At 50.3% G+C, this 20,688-nt stretch carries 21 protein-coding genes; 6 read left to right on the top strand and 15 right to left on the bottom strand.

Going from position 1 to position 20,688, the window contains the following annotated elements; all coding sequences use genetic code 11:
* Nucleotides 1-106: 106 nt before the first annotated feature.
* Both MTCT_RS03225 and cgi121 read left to right on the top strand, forming a co-directional pair.
* Nucleotides 107-1,597, top strand: coding sequence for a 2-isopropylmalate synthase (locus MTCT_RS03225; protein ID WP_048175457.1), 1,491 nt, complete (start codon nt 107-109; stop codon nt 1,595-1,597).
* 10 nt (nt 1,598-1,607) lie between these two features.
* A complete protein-coding gene (gene cgi121 / locus MTCT_RS03220) occupies nt 1,608-2,078 on the top strand; it encodes a KEOPS complex subunit Cgi121 (RefSeq protein WP_048176564.1) in 471 nt (156 codons plus the stop codon).
* Here the strand turns inward: cgi121 and MTCT_RS03215 are convergent.
* Nucleotides 2,065-3,027 (bottom strand): DegT/DnrJ/EryC1/StrS family aminotransferase, encoded by a 963-nt coding sequence (locus MTCT_RS03215; protein WP_048175456.1) that lies wholly within the window; start codon nt 3,025-3,027, stop codon nt 2,065-2,067. The genes cgi121 and MTCT_RS03215 overlap by 14 nt on opposite strands.
* 4 nt (nt 3,028-3,031) lie before the next feature.
* Complete coding sequence (locus tag MTCT_RS03210) at nt 3,032-4,195, bottom strand: Nre family DNA repair protein (protein WP_048176563.1); 1,164 nt, start codon at nt 4,193-4,195, stop codon at nt 3,032-3,034.
* A gap of 168 nt (nt 4,196-4,363) precedes the next feature.
* On the opposite strand from MTCT_RS03210, the gene MTCT_RS03205 reads away from it, so the two are divergent.
* Nucleotides 4,364-6,556 (top strand): NosD domain-containing protein, encoded by a 2,193-nt coding sequence (locus tag MTCT_RS03205; protein ID WP_048175455.1) that lies wholly within the window; start codon nt 4,364-4,366, stop codon nt 6,554-6,556.
* Nucleotides 6,557-6,805: 249 nt separating this feature from the next.
* On the opposite strand, the gene MTCT_RS03200 is transcribed toward MTCT_RS03205, so the two are convergent.
* From MTCT_RS03200 to MTCT_RS03185, 4 genes are all read right to left on the bottom strand, one after another.
* Nucleotides 6,806-7,039, bottom strand: a complete 234-nt coding sequence (locus MTCT_RS03200) for a hypothetical protein (RefSeq protein WP_231855355.1) — start codon at nt 7,037-7,039, stop codon at nt 6,806-6,808.
* A 19-nt stretch (nt 7,040-7,058) separates the two neighbouring features.
* Complete coding sequence (gene msrB / locus MTCT_RS03195) at nt 7,059-7,514, bottom strand: peptide-methionine (R)-S-oxide reductase MsrB (protein ID WP_010876350.1); 456 nt, start codon at nt 7,512-7,514, stop codon at nt 7,059-7,061.
* Between the two features lie 176 nt (nt 7,515-7,690).
* A complete protein-coding gene (gene guaA, locus MTCT_RS03190) occupies nt 7,691-8,617 on the bottom strand; it encodes a glutamine-hydrolyzing GMP synthase (protein WP_048175453.1) in 927 nt (308 codons plus the stop codon).
* 111 nt (nt 8,618-8,728) lie between these two features.
* Complete coding sequence (locus tag MTCT_RS03185) at nt 8,729-9,283, bottom strand: GMP synthase subunit A (protein WP_048175452.1); 555 nt, start codon at nt 9,281-9,283, stop codon at nt 8,729-8,731.
* A gap of 60 nt (nt 9,284-9,343) precedes the next feature.
* Between MTCT_RS03185 and MTCT_RS09405 the strand changes: the two genes are divergently transcribed.
* Entirely contained in the window at nt 9,344-9,490 is a 147-nt protein-coding gene (locus tag MTCT_RS09405) for a hypothetical protein (protein WP_170130277.1), read from the top strand.
* A gap of 102 nt (nt 9,491-9,592) precedes the next feature.
* Here MTCT_RS09405 and trxB read toward each other — a convergent pair whose 3' ends face one another.
* The 8 genes from trxB to MTCT_RS03145 all read right to left on the bottom strand — a co-directional run bounded on the left by trxB (nt 9,593) and on the right by MTCT_RS03145 (nt 18,749).
* Entirely contained in the window at nt 9,593-10,501 is a 909-nt protein-coding gene (gene trxB / locus MTCT_RS03180) for a thioredoxin-disulfide reductase (RefSeq protein ID WP_048175451.1), read from the bottom strand.
* A 137-nt stretch (nt 10,502-10,638) separates the two neighbouring features.
* Complete coding sequence (gene gatE / locus MTCT_RS03175) at nt 10,639-12,498, bottom strand: Glu-tRNA(Gln) amidotransferase subunit GatE (protein ID WP_048175450.1); 1,860 nt, start codon at nt 12,496-12,498, stop codon at nt 10,639-10,641.
* Nucleotides 12,499-12,502: 4 nt separating this feature from the next.
* The gene (gene gatD / locus MTCT_RS03170; protein ID WP_048175449.1) at nt 12,503-13,810 is read right to left on the bottom strand and encodes a Glu-tRNA(Gln) amidotransferase subunit GatD; all 1,308 of its coding nucleotides are present in this window, start codon (nt 13,808-13,810) and stop codon (nt 12,503-12,505) included.
* The gene (locus MTCT_RS03165; RefSeq protein ID WP_048175448.1) at nt 13,810-15,282 is read right to left on the bottom strand and encodes a 2-oxoacid:acceptor oxidoreductase family protein; all 1,473 of its coding nucleotides are present in this window, start codon (nt 15,280-15,282) and stop codon (nt 13,810-13,812) included. Before MTCT_RS03165 ends, gatD begins: the two co-directional genes overlap by 1 nt.
* Nucleotides 15,236-16,294, bottom strand: a complete 1,059-nt coding sequence (vorB, locus tag MTCT_RS03160; RefSeq protein ID WP_048175447.1) for a 3-methyl-2-oxobutanoate dehydrogenase subunit VorB — start codon at nt 16,292-16,294, stop codon at nt 15,236-15,238. The genes MTCT_RS03165 and vorB overlap by 47 nt, the downstream gene beginning before the upstream one ends.
* Entirely contained in the window at nt 16,275-16,514 is a 240-nt protein-coding gene (vorC, locus tag MTCT_RS03155; protein ID WP_048175446.1) for a 3-methyl-2-oxobutanoate dehydrogenase subunit VorC, read from the bottom strand. The genes vorB and vorC overlap by 20 nt, the downstream gene beginning before the upstream one ends.
* Nucleotides 16,511-18,190 (bottom strand): AMP-binding protein, encoded by a 1,680-nt coding sequence (locus tag MTCT_RS03150; RefSeq protein ID WP_048175445.1) that lies wholly within the window; start codon nt 18,188-18,190, stop codon nt 16,511-16,513. The genes vorC and MTCT_RS03150 overlap by 4 nt, the downstream gene beginning before the upstream one ends.
* Before the next feature lie 10 nt (nt 18,191-18,200).
* Complete coding sequence (locus MTCT_RS03145) at nt 18,201-18,749, bottom strand: helix-turn-helix domain-containing protein (protein ID WP_010876339.1); 549 nt, start codon at nt 18,747-18,749, stop codon at nt 18,201-18,203.
* A gap of 134 nt (nt 18,750-18,883) precedes the next feature.
* Here MTCT_RS03145 and MTCT_RS03140 point away from each other — a divergent pair, with 134 nt between their 5' ends.
* Nucleotides 18,884-19,366 carry an adenosine-specific kinase gene (locus MTCT_RS03140; RefSeq protein ID WP_048060883.1) on the top strand — a complete coding sequence of 161 codons (483 nt, stop codon included), beginning with the start codon at nt 18,884-18,886 and terminating at the stop codon, nt 19,364-19,366.
* 312 nt (nt 19,367-19,678) lie between these two features.
* Nucleotides 19,679-20,005 (top strand): hypothetical protein, encoded by a 327-nt coding sequence (locus MTCT_RS03135; RefSeq protein WP_048060881.1) that lies wholly within the window; start codon nt 19,679-19,681, stop codon nt 20,003-20,005.
* A gap of 46 nt (nt 20,006-20,051) precedes the next feature.
* Here MTCT_RS03135 and afpA read toward each other — a convergent pair whose 3' ends face one another.
* On the bottom strand, nt 20,052-20,624 hold the full coding sequence (gene afpA / locus MTCT_RS03130) for an archaeoflavoprotein AfpA (protein ID WP_010876336.1): 573 nt from the start codon (nt 20,622-20,624) through the stop codon (nt 20,052-20,054).
* Nucleotides 20,625-20,688 lie beyond the last annotated feature (64 nt).

Below are 20,688 nucleotides of genomic sequence, written 5' to 3'. Positions count from 1 at the left end.
ATGAAATCGCCAGTATCCACTGCACATAAATGGGCACTTAACCATATATACCATTTAAAACCAAACTCTACATAACTATTTTCTGAACACCTTAAAGGGGATTAAATTGCAGGTTAGAGTACTTGATACCACACTGAGGGATGGAGAACAGACACCAGGGGTTTCACTCACCCCTGAGGAAAAACTGAGAATAGCACTCAAAATCGATGCACTGGGCGCAGACATCATTGAGGCAGGCTCAGCAATCACATCAGAGGGTGAAAGGGAAGGTATCAGGAAAATCACAGCTGAGGGTTTGAGTGCAGAGATCTGCAGCTTCGCAAGGGCTGTGCGGGAGGACATAGACGCTGCAGTCTCATGTGACGTTGACAGTGTGCACCTGGTGGTCCCAACATCTGACCTGCACCTTGAACACAAACTCCGAAAGACAAGGGAGGAGGTCCTCGAGCAGGCGGTGGACTGCACAGAGTATGCAGTGGACCATGGTATTCTGGTCGAACTCTCAGCAGAGGACTCAACAAGAAGTGACATGGACTTCCTCCGGACCATCTTCAGGGAGGGTATAGAGGCCGGTGCAGAGAGGATATGCGCCTGTGACACTGTCGGCATACTCACACCAGAACGTTCCTATGAGTTCTACAGGGGACTCTCAGAACTGGGGGCACCACTGAGTGTGCACTGCCACAACGACTTCGGCCTGGCAGTCGCAAACTCCCTTGCAGGTCTAAGGGCGGGGGCATCGGAGGTCCATGCAACAATAAACGGTATAGGTGAAAGGGCAGGCAATGCAGCCCTTGAGGAGGTTGTCGTGGCCCTTAAATCCCTCTATGATGTGGACACCAGTATCAACATAGAGATGCTCTATGAGACATCGAGGATGGTTGCAAGGATGACCGGTGTATACCTCCAGCCAAACAAGGCCATAGTGGGAGAAAACGCCTTCGCCCATGAATCAGGGATACACGCCGACGGTGTCCTCAAGAAGGCTGAAACCTATGAGCCAATAACACCTGAGATGGTTGGTCACAGGAGAAGGTTCGTGATGGGCAAACATATAGGCACCCATGCCCTCAGGAAGCGACTTGATGAACTCGGAATGAAGGTCGCCGATGATAAACTCATGGAGATATTCAGGAGGGTCAAGACACTGGGAGATATGGGTAAATGCGTTACCGATGTGGATCTCCAGGCAATAGCCGAGGATGTCCTCGGGGTCATGGAGGACAAGGTGGTTGACCTCCAGGAGGTCACCATAGTCTCAGGTAACCGGGTGACGCCCACAGCATCCGTCAAGCTCCGGGTCGATGACAGGGAGGTACTTGAGGCAGGTACCGGTGTTGGTCCCGTGGACGCAGCCATAGTTGCCATAAAGAAGAGCCTCGAGGACTTTGCAGACATAACACTTGAGGAGTACCACGTGGATGCCATCACAGGGGGTACAGATGCCCTCATAGACGTTGTCATAAAACTCAGACACGGGGACAGGATAATAAGTGCAAGGAGCACACAGCCAGACATCATAATGGCCAGTGTCGAGGCCTTCCTCAGCGGTGTTAACAGGCTCCTGGCAAATGAAAAATCTGAAGGGACTCATTGAGGGTGCTAATATGAATTTAGACGTTAAAGGCTACCGTGGAGTTGTCAGAGACCTCACGGGGCTCCTTGATGAGCTGAAAGGTTTTCCATGCACGGTCCAGCTTATGGATGCCAGGGCAGTTGCAGGCAGGGAACATGCCATCCATGGGGCAATCCATGCACTGAAGGCCTTTGAGAGGGGCCAGAACATCTCCAGTGACATGGGGATAGAGATATGCCTTCGCGTTGCGGGTATGAGGCAGATAAGCAGGGCCATTGAGCTCCTGGGCATCAAAGAGGGTGAAATGGAGATCTGCGCCGTCCTTGTTGACTGTGGAGATGAAGTGATTAAATTTCTGGATTCAATTTTTGAAAGGGATGATGGTGTCCTCGAACCTGATGAGGAATATCTGAGGAGGATCTACGACCTTGGAGGGGAGGCTGAGACAGTCGGTGTTGGAGAGGCCCTCATGGAGAGGACCACAATGCTCACCGTGGCCTAGTCGCCCCCATGGTTGAAGAGATTAACTCGGCCATCGCCTCAAGGTTTTCAGGGGTCAGAGAACCCACATCAAGGTTTTTAACCTCAACTGCAACTGCACTCTCAATGACTCGATCATAGGAGGGACAGGGAGTGAATATGCTTCTCCCGTCGGCGTTTATAACCTTTCTGAGGCGCTTCACATCACCACGGGGATCACTGGATGGTATTATGACGTTTATACCCCTCTTATCGGGGTGCAGGACCCCTTCAAGGTTCTCCTTGAGGTAGCTGCAGGCTCTGAGGGTCTCTGTAAGGTTCCTCTCTGCAACTTCTAGCTCAAGGGCCACAGCCGCCCTCACGTATGGGTCAGCTTTGAGGGCGGAGAGGAGCATGTCCTGCTGCACGATTTGCGGGACTGATGTTGATATGAATCCCCCACCACCCGCGTTCACGGTCTTCGGTGCACCTGTGGATGCTATTATAATGTCACTGATTTTGCCATTGCAAAGTCTCTCCAGGGGGTCTGAGACGCTCCCTGAGGCGTCCTCAACCAGAAGAGCCCCGTGGGATCTGCAGACATCTGCAAGTTCCCTGATGGGCTGTTCTGCCGTGTAACCTGCAAAGCTCGTCACAAGGAGTGCACTGGCACCCGTCTCAGTCAGTCTCGCATCGAGGACCTCCGGGTCCAGGAGCCCAAGGTCTGTCTTCACGGTCAGTACCTCCATCCCGGTTATTTCAGGGATCCTCATGAATCCCCTCCAGCCGCCCTGGTCGGGTACCAGGAGGGGCCCCTCAAGGCGGTGGGCCAGGAGAAGTATGGCCGCATTTCCGCTGTTGAGTAACCTGGCGTATCTGTGTCCGGTCACCTTCCTGATCCGGGCCTCAGGGTCATGCTTCTCGCCGTAGAGTGCAGCGCGGCACACGGCCCTCCTCGCCTCTGCAGAGGGTTCTCTGAATTTCAGCTTCATACTATCACCTGAAGAACGAGTCAAGGGTTGTCTGTCTGGATATTTCAAGTTCCTTCAGGAGGTTGCTCCTCACCCTGAAGGCCTCAAGTCCAAGTTTAAGCTTACTGTCAATGAATTCAAGTGCACCCCTCAGGTCGTTGAACATGGTGGGTTCTGTATCCATGGCATTTTTCACGTTCTCCCTCACATTGAATACTCCGAGGGGCACGTAGCCCGGGTAGGCCTCCCTCAGGATGATTGCCCCTGCCTGTTTTTCCTCCCGGTCCAGGGCATCGAGAACAGCCATCTTGGCGCTGTAGTAGCAGCCACCCACCCTTGAATATTCCCTCTTACCCTTACCGGTCTCATGGTCTGAGAATATCATTGCACGGCCGTCCCTCTTCATGAAGGCCTCCATCCATTCATACTGCCACTCTGAGGGTGTCAGGAGTATCAGGTAATGGTTTTTGAGGCTCTCAAACTCATGGACCCTGAAGGTGTCTATGGGCTCATATTCAAGGACCCTTTCGAGGAAGTGGTCGGCGAGGGTGCTGTCACAGGCTGTTATTGACCACCTTGTCGGTACAAGTTTTCTCCTTTTCCCTTCGCCGAGGGCACCGACTGAGAGTGCCTTCTGTACGGCCGAGAAGGGTGTACCCCTCCTGTGGAGCTCGACTATGGCCTCCCGTGCCCTGAGGTCAGTGTCGTGGTAGGCCCTCTCAAGTTCACGGTCCCATTTCACGTTTTCTATCTCAAAGTTCTCAAGAACTGCGCTGGGACCATGGGGCGTCTGTTCTTCGCTGAAAAAGAGTCCTCGTGGTTTCCTTCTGAACTGGGCCTCGCTTTCAATGGCCCCTGATGAGAGGGATATCTCCTGGAGTTTTTCCACGAGGTGATTGTCCAGGTCGCGGACGCCCACCAGCTGTTTTCCCCTTACAAGGTTGAGACGGTAGTCTATGATCTCCTCCTGTGTCTTTCTCTCTGGTATCCATCGCTCGGGGGAGTCAAATATTTCCACTTCCTCCTGTACAGGGGCTATCATGGGGCCCGCATAAACCTTAGGGTAATTCCAGCTACCTATGAAGACCGATGGGGGTGTTGCTCCCTCCAGTTCCTCTCCTATGCTTATTGATTTCATTTTGAGGTCCCTTGTGAGCCTCTGGAGGAAGGCGTACTTTGACCTTATCATCATATAAGAATTTCATCCAGGGGTTATATCTTTTTTATGAAGCAGTTCTTCTAATTGTTCCCTTCAAATCTTTTTCATGTTTTTTATTCGCCGTTAAGATGATGCTATTTTTTGGGTTTAGGGTAATGTTAAATAATGATTTAATAATATAATTAGTTGGTGAAAATAATGTCGAGGATCTCATTTCTAGTGCTAGTTTTAGCAGTGGCGTTCTTGCTTGTAAATGGGGTATCAGCAACAGTTGTTAACTTAAATACAACTGAAGAATTCAGCACAATCCAGGAAGCCATAGATAACAGTACAGATGGACATCATTTAATCGTCAATTCAGGAACCTACAATGAAAATGTGCTCGTTAACAAAACTCTAACATTAGAGGCTAACGGAACAGTAACCGTATCCGCAAGCAATAGTAACATGCCAGTATTCAATGTCACAGCCAACAACACACAGGTCAAAGGATTCACAATAACAGGTGGCAACCCCGGAATCCACCTAACTGGATCCAACAACACTATCTGTAACAATACCATCACCAGCAACGGCGAGGAGGGAATCTACCTACATAGTGGATCAGGTAATAACACCATCTGTAACAATACCATCACCAGCAACGGCGAGGAGGGAATCTACCTACATAGTGGATCAGGTAATAACACCATCTGTAACAATACCATCACCAGCAACGGCGAGGAGGGAATCTACCTACATAGTGGATCAGGTAATAACACCATCTGTAACAATACCATCACCAGCAACGGCTATGGAATCGGCCTATATGATGGATCATGTAATATTATTTGTAACAATACTATCACCAGCAACAGCTACGAGGGGATCTACCTACTTGGATCAGATAATAATACTATCTGTAACAATACCATCACCAACAACCAATGGGGAATCTACCTATATGAATCAAGTAATAATACTATCTGTAACAACACAATCACCAACAACAGCAATGGAATCTACCTATATGGATCCAACAACACCATCTGCAACAACACAATCACCAACAGCAGCTATGGAATCGTCCTATATAGTGGATCAGGTAATAATATTATCTGTAACAATACCGTCACCAACAACCAATGGGGAATCGAACTATTTGGATCCAACAACAATACTATCTGTAACAATACCATTATCATCAACAGGTATGGAATCTTCCTATCTGGATCAGGTAACAATACTATTGTTGGGAATTATTTCATTAACAACACAAACCAAACAGCAGGAGATTTAAGTGGCAATTATTGGAATGGGACAGAAGTGGGTAATTACTGGTCAGATTATGCGGGAGACGATCTCGATGGTGATGGTATAGGTGACACACCATACAATTTGGATCAGAAACCATTAATCGTTGACTTAATGATTGAAAATATCAGCACAAGCGGCGGTATACAGGTAAGGGTTAAAAATAATGGGAAAGCAGATATAACAAGGATAGATCTGAACGCAAAAATCCCAATCACAATACAATATAACAGCCAAGAATTCACACGAGACATAGACCCCCTACCAAACGGAGGAACACAAACAATCACACTGAATATCGTCCCAGCAGGAAACTATCAAATCATAACAACAATACTATACAACGAAACAACACACTACCTGGAAACTACAACCATAAGAGACGCTAACACCAGCAACAACATCAAAAACATCAACATAACAGCAGGGAACCTTAAGGTGACTCCAACGAGTGGAGTGGCGCCACTGAACATTAAAGTGTCTGCTGATTTGACAAATACCGGCGACTTTCCAGGAAATTATACAGCTGGACTTATAGTGAATGGTCGGAGAGTAGCTACAAAGACCGTGGAGGTTCCTGCTGGTGGTGTGGTGGTTGTGAGCTTCAATTACACCTTGACTTCAGCGGGTAATTATACCCTGGCAATAAATAATCTGACAGCCTTTGTGAGTGTTAAAATTAGTGTTAAACAGCTCACTGATGCTGCTTCTTGGGTTAGAGCTTATTATGGGCGTTATGGTAGATTGCCAGGTAAAGTGACAATCAGTGGACAGGGGTATAGTATGGCGCAGTTCCTTTACCTGCTTTGCAGGGCAACGGTTAATATAAATGCTGGTAACGTGGCTCCGATTTCTGTGAAGAGTGTTGCAAGTCCGACAGCTCCTGGTGGATGGTATAGGCATGGCAGACTTTACAGGTCAAGTTATGTGGGGGTTGCAAAGAATATCCTTTCATTCATTGACAGGTATGCTCGAGCACCAAATTACACCATCACTGGCCTTGGAAGAATACCATTCCAACGTCTGGTTTACGTGTACAGTGAAATCATAAAATTTTATGGAACCAATAAGCGGCTACCAAACTACGTCACAATCTAAACCTTTTTTTAATATTTTTTTGGTTATATAGCTCCTCAGCAGAGTGTTCAGGGACATATCAGGTGAAATCCAAGGTCCGGGTTTTTTGCTGATCTTCACAATTTTGATAGTTAGAGTCGCCGGGACTACCTTGAGATCATAGGGTATTTCCTGTGATTCTATGATGATCACTTCGTTCACTCTGGGCTCATGATAAACGAGGCCAACGAGTTAATGAACCAGGCTGCTGCAATGTTTAACGGCCTCTGATCAGCCCTCACCACTGATGAAGTGGATGTAGACGAGCTCCACGAGGCGTCCGTAGATCCATGGGACCAGTATGAACATTGCAATACCGGCGATCCCTGTAAGGAGACCGAGGATCCATTCAGGATAAAAATTGGGTCTCCATGTTCCGATGATGTATGTCAGGGTGTTGATGAACCCTGTTGCAACTGCCATTATGAGTCCAGCCACCCAGTACCTTCCAAAGTCCTCAGCCATTCCAGCACCTTCCTGCATTTCACCCTATCTGATCCCTCGGGATGAACTTCAGTGCCGCTGAGTTCATGCAGTACCTCTTCCCTGTGGGCCTAGGACCATCATCGAATACATGGCCAAGGTGGGCGTCGCACCTGGCACAGAGGACCTCACAGCGTACCATCCCGAGACTGCGGTCCTCCCTCAGTTTAATGTTGTGTTCTGATACCACATCATAGAAGCTCGGCCACCCTGTCCCTGAATCGAATTTGGTTTCTGAGTCAAAGAGGTCTGTACCACAGCATATGCAGCGGTATATGCCGTCATCGTGGAGGTCATGATATTTACCTGTGAATGGTGGCTCTGTGCCGGCTTTCCTTGCAACACGAAAGGCCTCAGGGTCAAGTATCTCCCGCCACTCATCATCTGAGAGTTCAATCCTCTCAACCATTTCAACACGGTTTTTTGCAACAGAGAATATCGGGATTCTGTCTTTCATACGTCAAATTATGTGACTCATAACTTATTTAGTTAATGAGGGATTCACTTTCATAATCTCCATCTCTTGAAGGGGAACTGCTGGTGTTTTTTCAAGCATCTTAAGAAAAAAAGGGTTTTGTTTTTTTTCTGTGGTCTGATATTCAGAAAAGAGAATTTGTGGCTTTTCACTATTTTTCAGGCAAATTCAATGGTGCTTGGTGGCTTATCACTTACAGAAAGAGCCACGTGGGTTACCTCAGGTATCTCGGCGGTTATGCGCTTTGATATCCTCTTTATGAGATCCCATGGAAGTTCAGGGACACTTGCTGTCATTGCGTCAAGGGATTCAACCATCCTTATAACCACGAGGTATCCGAAGTCCCTCACGTCCCCCTTGACCCCGGTGACCATGGTGTCAGTAAGTACAGCGAAGTACTGCCAGAGACTCTCATGGAGGCCGCTTTCAACGACCTCCTCCTCGACGATGGCGTTGGCCCTTCGGCATATCTCAATCTTCTCCCGGGTTATCTCCCCGACTATCCTCACTGCAAGTCCTGGACCCGGGAAGGGCTGCCTCTGGATCATCTCACGTGGAAGGCCAAGTTCAAGGCCAATTTCACGTACCTCATCCTTGTAGAGCTCCCTTATGGGTTCAACTATCTCGAGTACAAGTCCGTGTGGGAGTGCGACGTTGTGGTGGGACTTTATCTGACCCTCACTCTCAATCCAGTCAGGGGCTATTGTGCCCTGCACCAGGTACCTGGCACCTATCTCCTCGGCTACCCTTTCAAAGACCTCAATGAACACCCTTCCGATTATCTTACGCTTCTCCTCAGGGTCTGTGACACCCTCAAGTTCCTTCAGGAACTCCTCTGAGGCGTCAATGTAGCGGAAGTTCAGGCGTTCACTGAATGTTTTTCTCACGTACTCTGCTTCCCCCTCCCTGAGGAGTCCATGGTCAACAAATACCGCTGTGAGGTTATCTCCGATGGCCCTACCGGCAAGAACAGATGCCACGGAACTGTCAACTCCTCCTGATAGTGCTATTATGGCCTTTTCGTCACCAACGGTACTTCTTATCTCTTCAACTGCTTCTTCAATAAAATCAGATGGATTCAGCATAAGCATCACCGAATAAAAATGATTGATTTATTATCTTGCGGGACATCTATTTAATGTTAAGGATGGATGGTGTTCTGACCCGTGTTAGGGTGGGTACCTTCGGGTCCCAGTTCATGACCTGCAGACATCATAGAAGTTCTCGAATACCCTGTGGCCATCCCTCGTATGGTGGACCTCTGGGTGGAACTGTATACCATACACAGGTTTATCATGGTGTTTCATGGCCTCCACTTCACATATGCTTGATGTTGCGAGGACGTCAAACTCGTCAGGTAGCTTCTTAACCTCGTCCTTGTGGGAGGCCCATACACTCATCCTTGGCCCGAGTCCCCTGAATATGTCGTCCTCGTCGAGTATCTCGAGTTCGATCTGGGCGTAGCTCTCCGCCTCTGCCGTTGCAACTTCTCCACCGTAGGCCTTTGCTATCAGCTGGTGGCCCAGGCATATGCCGAGGATGGGTATTTCAAGCTTCTGTATGTACTCCACACAGTTACCGGACCTCTCAAGTGATGGTCCACCACCGAGTATGAGGCCCTCGGGGTCCCTTGAGATGAGATCATCAAGTGGTGTGGTGTTGGGTACAAGCTCGGAGGGTATCTGAAGGTACCTGAGTGTCCTGTGTATCCTGTGATTGTACTGCCCGTGATTGTTGATGATGAGTATCATAAACATTCTCCTCTTCTGATTCTGAAAAGCTATTTATATTTCACCGGATAATTAAATATTATGGAGGCCGTGGATATAATTTACATTCTGGTTGCACTCGTCCTTGCAGTTGTCGCTTTCTATGTTCTGGTATGGCTGCTACCCGTGGTAGTGGTCCTTATAATTGCATACATCATATACATCTTCCTCCGGGGAAGGAGTGTTTGATACTCAAGCTGATGCTATTCTGAATAATCATATCTGGAGAGTAGCAGATGCGCAACCTGATTTAAACTCATTTAATAAAAAGAATTAGTAGGTAAGTGACTTTCAGTAGCTCTGTATTTCACGGTAGGCGTAGGTTGCTGCGATGGCACCCTCTGCACATGCGGTTACCCATTGGTTCAGACCCCCTGTTATATCCCCTGCGGCATAAACGAGGGGCACGTTTGTCCGCTGGGATTTGTCTGTTATGATGTAGCCTCCGTTATCCACCTCAACACCGAGGTCAACTGCAAGCTGGTTGAGGGGCTCTTCGCCGATTGATATGAACACACCGTCAACCTTGAGGGTCTCGTCCCTACCGGTTACACGGTTGTGGATGATGACCTCCTCAACCCTCTCATCACCCCCTATCTCCTTAACCACAGAGTTCCAGATCACGGGGATCTCCATCTCACGAAGCTTGTCCTGGAGGTACTTATCAGCCCTCAGCTCATCCCTCCGATGGACTATACTCACATCACAGCCTATGTTCTTTAGGAAAACGGCCTCCTGGGCTGCGCTGTTACCACCCCCAACCATCAGGACCTTTCGACCCTTGTATAGGGGGCCATCGCAGGTTGCACAGTAGCAGACACCCCGTCCCAGAAGGTCGTTCTCACCTGGGACTCCAAGCTGCCTGTGTTTGCTCCCGGTTGCAAAGATGATTGCCGAGGCGGTGTAGGTGTCCCTTGATGTCTTGACCGTGAACACATCACCTTTCACTATCTCCTTAACCTCCTCCATTTCCCTCAGCTCTGCAACAGCGGTGGCCTGTTTCTTCATCTTTGTAACGAGGCTCATTCCCGCGATCATCTCGAATCCAGGGTAGTTCTCCATCATGGGCACCTCGAGGCCCAGTCCACCGGCCGGGCCCTTATCCAGCATCAGGACGCTGCTTCCCTGCCTTCCACCATAGATACCGGCTGTGAGCCCTGCAGGGCCAGCCCCTATAACTATCATGTCATAATCAGTCATCATACCACCTTAATCATTATCTTGGTCACCGGTGGAGATAAAGATTTCACATTCAGTTAACCGGTTCATATTAAAAAGGGTGTGGAGCTTTTCAGGGTCTGCTGAGCACCCTCAATAATAAAAGGGGGCTGGTTTTTTCAGAGCCTCTCCTGGATCTTCTCCCGGAGAATTCTGTTTACAACCTTACCATCTGCCCTTCCACGGAGCCTGCCCATGGCCTGCCCCATCAGAGGACCCATGGCACCCATACCCCTCTCAGAGATCATATCAAGGTTACCCTCAACGATCTCCCGGATTATGGACTCGATCTCATCCTCAGCGAGGAGCAGTAGGTTGAGCTTACCAGCAGCATCCTCCGCTGCAAGGCTCTCATCAGCCATGCAGGCCACTATGTCCCTGAGAGCATCCTTTGATATCTTACCGGCCTCAAGGAGTTTAATGGCATCTCTCAGTTCATCAAGGCCCAGCCCGTCCACATCATGGCCCTCCCTCCTGAGCTCCCTCAGGGTGTAGGCCAGGAGTGATGCTATGACAGTGGTATCGACCCTGAATTCTGTAAGGGCCTCAAATTCATCAACAAGGTTACGCTTAACGAGCTGTGATGCCAGGTCCTCACTCAGACCGTAGTCCCTCATTATCCTCTCCTTCTTCTCTGAGGGGAGTTCAGGGAGGTTCCTCCTGATGCCCTCCAGGAGGTCATCCTCTATCCGGAATAAGGGTATGTCTGTTTCAAGGTACATCCTGCTTGAGGTTGGCAGCGGCCTGAGGTACTGTGTGTTACCGTCAGGCAGCGCCTTCCTTGTCTCCTCAGGCACACCCTGGATTGCCATCTCCGCACGCCTTATAACCTCCCTGAGGGCATTCTCGGCGGTGACCCTTTCATGGGCAACCATGACAACCGCATCACCCTGGGAGGCACCCACGGCCTCCCTGAGGCCCCGAACCTCTTCCTCTGTTATACCGTAGGCAGGGAGTTCATCGGTGTGGAATATGCCACTCACACCCCGCTTTTTAGCATAATCAGCCATCTCGGTGCCGAGACGCCTTCCTGGCTGGATTTCAACCCCTATGAGACCATCAAAGCCACTCAGTTTAACTGCGAGTACAGACTCCGCCGAGGAGATTATCCTGGATTCTGTATCTGCGAAGACCTCTGACACATCGAATATCTTATCCTCAACCACAGCACCCCTCTCCTGGAGGGTGTCCCTTATCTCAACCAGACTGAGCTGCCTCTTAACCTCCCTCTCAACTATCTCGGGTATGAGGTCAAGGTCCTGGACCCCCTTAACCTCCACCCGGGCACCATCACGTATGGATATGTTGAGGTCCTGCCTTATGGTTCCAAGGCCCCTCTTGACCCTGGTGCTCCTCAGGATCTGCCCTATCTGGTAGGCAACCTCCCTCAGCTGCTGTGGGTCGCTCATTGATGGGTCGGTGGTTATCTCAACGAGGGGTATGCCCAGGCGGTCCAGTCTGAAGACCACGCCGTCCCCTGTCTCCCTGATCCTCCTGGCGGCGTCCTCCTCAAGGCAGAGGTTCTCTATTTTAACTGTTCCCTGGGGGGTTTCGAGGTGTCCGTCGGTTGCAACAAGACCTGTCCTCTGGAATCCTCCGGTGTTACTTCCATCGATCACCTGCTTCCTCATGGTGTGGAACTCATCAACAACCTTCATATTGAGGAGGAGTGCGATTGTAACTGCGATTTCAAGTGCCTCAGGGTTCAGGGGGTGCGGTGGCTCCTCATCAGCCTCAACGAGGCATGTTTCCTCGTGGTAGTTCTCGTAGTGGAAGTGGAGCTTCCTCATGGCCTCCTCGAAGGCTGCTCTGTCGAATTTTCCGAGCTCGCTCTGGGTTGGCCTGAGGTTCCTCACAATATCATGGTCGGGTTCAGAGTCAGTGAGTTCTGTTCTGCAGGGACAGAAGAGTTTGCTCTCTGTATCAAGCTGCTGGTGTATTTCAAGGCCCATTTTGAGTCCTACTTTTTCCCAGTCCATTGTATCATCCCCTGAAGTATGCTATCGATGTCCTCTCATTGATCTCACCTGCAATGTTCTCCCTCATCATCTCACAGGCCATTTCAGGGTCATCTGTCTGTCCCAGGACCCAGCACATCTTCACGTAGGCAACCTCCGGGAGCATGTCATCGCAGGGTATGACACCTGCCTGCAGCAGTCTTCGCCCTGTACTGTAGACGTTCATGTTCACCCTTCCGTTGAGGCACTGGGACGTCATTGCCACAGGGACTCCCATATCATGGGCCTCCCTTATGACCGGTATCAGGGTGTCAGGGCAGTGACCGAGGCCTGTGCCCTCAATGACGATACCCCTGTAGCCCTCATCGAGGTGCCATTTTATGATATCAGGGGATATTCCAGGGTAGCTCTTTATGAAGGCAACCCTCTCCTCCACGCGGTCGCTGAGTTCCAGTTCATCTGAGCCCCTTTTTCTGTAGTTTTCCTCGAGGATTTTAATGCCATCGGGTGTCACCTCTGCAAGGGGAAGGGCGTTCATGCTTCTGAAGGTGTCCCTCCTGGATGTGTGCATCTTCCTCACCTTCACGCCCCGGTGGAGGTGGCAGCTGAGGTCGTCCATGGTCGCGTGCATGCAGACTGTGACCTCTGCGATTTCTGAGGTCGCTGCCCTGACAGAGCACTGTATGTTGAGGCTCGCATCTGAGGAGGGTCTGTCTGAGCTCCTCTGGGCGCCGGTGAATACCACAGGTACCGGGGTCATGAGCATGAAACTGAGGGCGGCTGAGGTGTAGTGCATGGTGTCTGTTCCATGGGCTACCACCACCCCATCTGCACCCTCCTTTATCTCACCGTAAACTGCCCTGGCTGTTTCGACCCAGTATTCTGGTTTCATGTTCTCGCTGAGTATGTTGAAAACTGCACGCCCCCTTATATTTGCAATGTCCAGGAGTTCGGGGTTTGCACGGAGAAGGTCATCTGCTGTGAATGCAGGGTGAACAGCTCCTGTGCGGTAATCTATTATGGATGCAACGGTACCACCTGTGGATATTATTGATACATCAGGTAATTCTGGATCTTCAGCGGCTTCAACTGGTGGGAGTTTTATCCTTGGCTCGGATCCCTTCTCAAGGAGCTCTATCATCGCATCGCTGATTTCAACTCCGATATTGTAACCGTTTTCAAGTTTCAGGACTATGTGTCTGTCATCTGCATCGTCTGCACGGTCAAGGACCATGCCCTCATAGGTGACGTCTGGTTTCTCAACCCTCACCATGTCCCCCACATCTATGGAGGCTGATTCCAGGAATTTCCTTGCTCTTCCCCGGTAGGACATTATAATTCCCCCTCAATGTTTTCTCTTGCCCACTCTGCACCTGCCTCAAGGATCCTCAGGTTCATATCTATGATCTTTTCCTTACCTGCGAAGGTGAATTTTATGGCCTCCCTGAATGATTCCTCATCAAGGCCTGTGAGTCCGAGGGCCATCATAACCCCCAGCATGACCGTGTTGGCGGCCCTTGCTGTTCCATGCTTCCTTGCGATCTCAAGGGCGGGCACACCCACGGCCCTCACGGCACCACCACTGAAGCTGGCTGTTGTGGAGTCATAGAGTATGATTCCCCCATCGGCCACGTCATCTGCGAATTCATCGAGTGATGGCTGGTTGAGGGCCACCAGGACGTCGGGTGTGTCAACTGCAGGTGAACCCACCCTTTCACCGGATATAACAACGCCGCAGCTTGAGGTGCCCCCCCTCTGTTCGGGGCCATAGGCAGGGTACCAGGATGTGTGTCTGCCCTCGCTGCAGGCTGCCTGGGCGAGTGTCAGTCCCATGCTCAGGACACCCTGACCTCCGAAACCTGCAATCTTCACCCTCACCTCAGGGAATTCAGGGTCATCCACAGGGTCCGGGACGGAGTCCTCCCTGATCTGGAATATCCTGTCAAGACTCTCCCCTGAGAAGTCACTCTCTGACCTTATCAGCGGCTCTGTTTCGGCTGAGCGGTCCCTGAAGTTCTTTACAGGGAATTCCTTCTCCATCTCCTCCTTGATGAACCTTTCTGCACCTTCAGCGTCCTGTCTGAGATTTGTGGGGCAGGGGGACAGTACCTCAACGAATGCGTATCCTTTACCATCTCTCTGAATCTCCAGTGCCCTCTTAATGGCCCTTCTGGCCCTTCTTATCCGCTTGGGGTCTGCCAGTGACACCCTTTCTATGAATACAGGGGCCTGAAGGTTGTCCAGAAGTTCGCACATGTGGAGGGGGTAACCTGCGTACCTGGGATCCCTGCCGGTGGGGCAGGTGACAGTCACCTCACCTACAAGGGTTGTTGGTGCCATCTGGCCTCCGGTCATACCGTAGACGGTGTTGTTTACGAAGAACACCGCCAGTTTCTCCCCACGGTTGGCTGCCTGTATGGTCTCGTTGAGGCCGATTGATGCAAGGTCCCCGTCGCCCTGGTAGAGTATGACAACCGCGTCGTCCTCTGCACGGGATATCCCTGTTCCAACGGCAGGGGCGCGGCCATGGGCCACCTGGACGTTTCCACAGTCAAAGTAGTAGTAGGCGAATACCGCGCAGCCCACCGGACTTATCATGACAGCCCTTTCCTGTATCCCGAGTTCATCCATGGCTTCCCCTATCAGCTTGTGCAGTATACCGTGCCCGCATCCTGCACAGTAGTGTGTTGCTGTGGGTGCGCTTCCACCCTTCCTCTCAAATACATCGTGGAGTGAATCCGGCTTTCTGATCACCTTCTTAGTCACTGGAATCCCCCGCAACTTCTCTGATCTTCTCAAGAACATCCCTGAGTTCTATAAGGTTTCCACCCATCCTGTTAACGAGTTCAACGTCCCTGCAGCCTGAGGCCATCCTTATATCCTCCCTCATCTGTCCGCTGCTCATCTCAACTGATATTAACCTGCAGCCACCATCTGCAAGTTCTCTGATTCTGTCTGATGGGAACGGGAAGAGTGTTATGGGTCTGAGGAGGCCCACATTTATACCCTCTGCCCTTGCAGTTTCAACGGCGCTCCTGGCCACCCTGCTGCTTATACCATAGGCCACAAGGACGATCTCTGCATCATCCACCAGATACTCCTCGTATCTCACCTCGTTCTCCTCTATCCTGGCATACTTCTCCTGGAGGTAGAAGTTGAACTCCTCAAGCTCATCAAAGTCAAGGAATATTGAGGTTACAAGGTTTTTCATTGTCTCCCTGTTACCGCAGACAGCCCATGAGGTGTCTGGTCTGTGCTCAACTGCCTCCTCGGGGAAGCGCAGTGGTTCAGCCATCTGACCGAGCACGGCATCTGTGAGGACAACCACAGGGTTCCTGTACTTATCTGCCAGTTCAAAGGCCTCCATTGTGAGGTCGCACATCTCCTGGACGCTGCTGGGTGCCAGCACTATGTTACGGTAGTTTCCGTGCCCTCCACCCCTCACAATCTGGTTGTAGTCTCCCTGCTCCGGTCCGATATTTCCGAGGCCCGGACCGGCCCTCATCACATCCACTATGACTGCAGGGAGCTCTGCACCGGCAAGGAAGGATATACCCTCCTGTTTCAGACTTATGCCGGGCCCGGATGATGCTGTCATTACCCTGTGCCCTGCTGCGGCTGCACCGTATACCATGTTTATGGCTGCCTCCTCTGATTCTGCCTGCACGAATTTCCTTCCCACCATCGGGAAGTACCTTGAGGCCTCATGGAGTATCTCGCTTGCTGGTGTTATGGGGTAGCCGAAGTAGCAGTCGCAGCCAGCATACATTGCCCCTATTATCACTGCAGTGTTTCCCTTAACCATCTGTGTTGCCATCTTCACACCTCTCTATGTGGACCTCAATGGCGTTTATCTCGGGGCAGGTGTAGTAGCAGTTTCCACATCCATTGCACCCCTCCCCCTGGTACTCAACGTAGTGGTAGCCCCTCTCATTGATTTTGCTGCTCATGTGGAGGACCTTCCTGGGGCATGCGATTATGCAGCGTTCACATGCCTTGCACTCCACACTGTTTATTACAGGATAGGCCTTCTTCATGGGTTTTCACCGTCTCCTTCGAGGTCATGTTCACGGATCTCGACACGCCTTATCTTACCGCTTATGGTCTTGGGCAGCTCATCAACGAATTCAACTATCCTCGGGTACTTGTAGGGCGCGGTCACACGCTTAACATGGTCCTGGATCTCCTTTTTCAGCTCCTCTGAGGGTTCATAGCCCCTGGCAAGGACGATGGTGGCCTTCACAACCTGTCCCCTTATGGGGTCAGGGTATCCTGTTACTGCACACTCCAGGACCGATGGGTGGGATATGATGGCACTTTCAACCTCGAAGGGCCCTATACGGTAACCGGAACTCTTTATGATGTCATCTGTTCTCCCAACGAACCACATGTAGCCGTCTTCATCCATCCAGGCGGTGTCCCCTGTGTGGTAGTATCCGTCGTGCCATACCTCTGAGGTCTTGTCAGGGTTCCTGTAGTATCCGTTGAAGAGACCGAGGGGTTTGCCCTCAGCGGTTCTTATGACTATCTCACCCTCCTCACCGACGTCCACAGGGTCACCGTTCCTGTCCACCAGTTCAACAGGGTAGCCGGGGGATGGCTTGCCCATTGAACCAGGTTTTGGCTCCATCCACGGGAAGTTTGCTATGCACACAACGCATTCTGTCTGCCCGAATCCCTCCATTAGCTGGAGGCCGGTGTGTTCCCGGAACCTCTCAAATACCTCGGGGTTCAGGGGCTCCCCAGCTGTAACAGCATATTCGATTCCTGAGAGGTCATATCTTGACAGGTCCTCCTTTATGAGAAACCTGTATATCGTTGGAGGGGCGCAGAATGTGGTTATCTCGTATTTTTCAAGTTTCTCCAGCATCTTCTCAGGGTCAAAGCGGTCATAGTCATAGACGAAGACAGCGCTTCCAGCTATCCACTGACCGTAGATCTGACCCCACATGGCCTTTGCCCAGCCGGTGTCTGCAACCGTGTAGTGGAGGCCGTCCTCCCTGACGTTCTGCCAGTACTTCGCTGTTATTATATGGCCCAGGGGATAGGTGTGGTCGTGTTCTATCATCTTGGGCATTCCTGTTGTGCCCGATGAGAAGTAGACGATGAGGGTGTCATCCCCACCGGCACAGGCCTCTGGCCTTTCGAAGTCGGCTGGAAGTTTCATGATTTCTTTTCTGAGATTTATCCAGCCGTCCCTATCAGTGTCACCAACCAGGACCCTCCGGGTATCTGAGCCCAGTTCAGCGATGGCTCCCTCAAATACTTCAGGGACACCGTCCTCTGCTATGCAGACAACCATCTTTATGTCCGCCTCCCTTATACGGTAGACGATGTCCTTCTCCTTGAGCATGTGTGTGGCCGGGATTGCTATGGCCCCTATCCTGTGGAGCCCCAGGAGGGCGTACCAGAAGTCATACCTTGCCTTGAGGGTCAGCATGACTGTGTCACCCTTCTGTATACCCTCCTTGGTGAAGAAATTCGCGGCCCTGCTGGATAGGTCCCGGAGTTCACCGAAGGTTATCCTTTTCTCCTCGCCATGGTCGTTGCACCAGACCAGGGCCACCTTATCAGGTTCAATTTCAGCGTATCTGTCAACCACATCGTATGCGAAGTTGAAGTTTTCAGGGACATTTATTCTGAAGTTGTCACGGAAATCCTCGTATGAATCAAATTCAACACGGTTCACGAATTCGTTGATGAGAGCAGTCATAGGTACACCTCTACATTATTATTGCCAGGAACCTTGCCTTTTTGCCGTCCAGGGCCTCCATGGCGTGTTCATAGGATGAGTCAAAGAATATGGAGTCCCCTTCGTTGAGTATTATCTCATTGTCGTGTATGTAGAACTTTATGCGCCCCTCAAGGACGTAGTTGAATTCCTGGCCAGGGTGGCTGTTGGTTTTTGGTTTCTCCTCCCGGGGTTCGACTGTGACTATGAAGGGTTCAGCCTTCTTGTGTATGAACTTCTCTGCAAGGTTCTCATAGCGGTACTGTTTTCTTCTTTCAACCTCCACACCCTTGCCCTTCCTGGTTACGGTGAAGATGTGCATACGGGTCTCCTCTCCTGTGAGGAGCAGTCCCATGTCCACACCCAGCCTGTGGGCTATCTCGAAGAGTATGCTTGCAGGGATATCATCCTCTCCTGTCTCATAGCGGCGGTACGTTTCAACGTCGATTTTCAGGTAATCGGCCATCTCTTCTTCCGTGATTTCTGAGAGTTCCCTGAGTTCCCTTACACGGGAACCTATCTCCTTGCTTTTCTCTTTCATGATTACACCTCATCAGCGTCAGGAAAAATTAATAATGATTATTAATGATAAATGTCTCTTCCCTTAATAAAGTTTCTCATCTTAAATGTTTAAGTTCCACATAATTAAATATGTATCTAGGGAGGGTCTTTCCAATGGAGTTAAAGAAGGTTAAGATAGAGTCCTGGGAGGATATCAACCTCATACTGGGACAGAGCCACTTCATAAAGACGGTCGAGGACATCTATGAGGCAATTGTGAACACGGTTCCCCAGGCGAAATTTGGGATCGCATTTGCTGAGGCATCAGGGGACTGCCTGGTGAGGCGCGCGGGAAATGATGAGGAGCTCGAGGAACTGGCTGCAGAGACCATGCTTGAGATTGCAGCAGGACACTCCTTCATAGTGTTCCTGAAGGATGCATTCCCGATAAACGTCCTACAGCGCATAAAGGACGTCCCGGAGGTTGTCAATATCTACTGTGCAACAGCGAATCCAGTTGAGGTTATCATAGCAGAGACGGATCAGGGAAGGGGTATTCTGGGCGTCATTGATGGTAACAGTCCCGGGGAGATAGAGGGTGATGAGGATATAGCTGCAAGGAAGAAATTCCTCCGTGTTATAGGTTACAAGTTTTAGTGGAATATTCACATTTTTTTGAAGCTGGAGGGTTCGTCCTTCAGTCTCTCTTTTCAGGTGACATCACTGGCTGGGCCCTGAAGGTTCTATGTTCAGTGGGCACCGTGGACATGTGTCCTATGTTCATTGTTCTTCAGCTGTTTTTTTATCCCTGAGATACGCTGGGGTCCGGTGGACATATGTCCTATTTTCATGGGGTATTGGGTCTTCATGCCCATGACTGTCCTCCAGACACCGCAGAGTTATGTTTTATGTTCACTGAACACCACATATATTAAACAGAACAGCCAATATTATTATGGTGGTTGTATAATGTCCGACAAAGTTGTTTTTGTTAAGGAGAGCGGGAACAGGAACAGAGGGGAGAATGTTTTTGAAATAAATCAGACCCGGGTGAGGATGAAGGAGAAACAGAAGGGCACACTGTCAATAACATTTGAAAGTCCGGATAAGGGGGACATAGACGCTGCCATGGCCTTCTTTGAGTCAATGACGGATATGGAACCACTCACAATGGACATTGCAGATACTGGTGAGATAAGGGCCTACTTCAAGGGCACAGCACCCTTCAGTCAGATGGAAGAGGAAGGTATGACGGTCTACACCTACGGTGTGACCATCCAGGAACTGCAGGAATAATCCCTCATTTTTATTTTTTTGGGTGAGGGTCTCTAAATTCAGGAACCTACTGATCCTTGGGGTATGTCCACTCCTCAAATATCTTGTATATCTTCTGTGGGTCACTGAAGACCTCTGTCCTATCCATCTTTGATATCTTCTTCACGTGCTCAACATCCTCCTTTGTTATCCGCAGTTCCAGTTTTTTACCGTTGGGGAGTGTTGTTACTACCTTCCCCTCACTGTAGTCAGATGGCATGATGTAGACAGGTACTGAGGCCTTCTGTGCCATTATAACGGCGTTGGTCACGAGTGTATCCCCTATCCTCAGGGATATCTTGGCGGTGCTGTTGGATGTGCACGGCGCAACAAGTATGAAGTCATACTTTCCCAGCTGGACCTGACCTGCAAGGAATGGCGAATTTGCGTTTATTTCAACCCATTTCCTGTCAAAGCTTGTCTCCAGGTCCCTGTAGAGTCCATAGTACTTCACAACCTGGTCCCCTGCCTTCGATATGAAGACGTCTATTTTAACACGGTCCCCGTATATCTTCTTAACATCCTTCATTATGGCGTAGGTTTCCGTCAGTTTCTCCCCGGCCCCGGTTATGCACCAGGCCACGCTGAGTTTTTCTGTCATGTACAGTACTATGTTGGAAGTTATTAATCAAAATTTGGGTGTTGGTGTGATCAGCTACTGCATG

The sequence above is a fragment of the Methanothermobacter sp. CaT2 genome (genome assembly GCF_000828575.1).
Taxonomy (GTDB): domain Archaea; phylum Methanobacteriota; class Methanobacteria; order Methanobacteriales; family Methanothermobacteraceae; genus Methanothermobacter.
The sequence above is the reverse complement of the archived record's forward strand: the minus strand, read 5'-3'. Positions and strand labels throughout refer to the sequence as shown.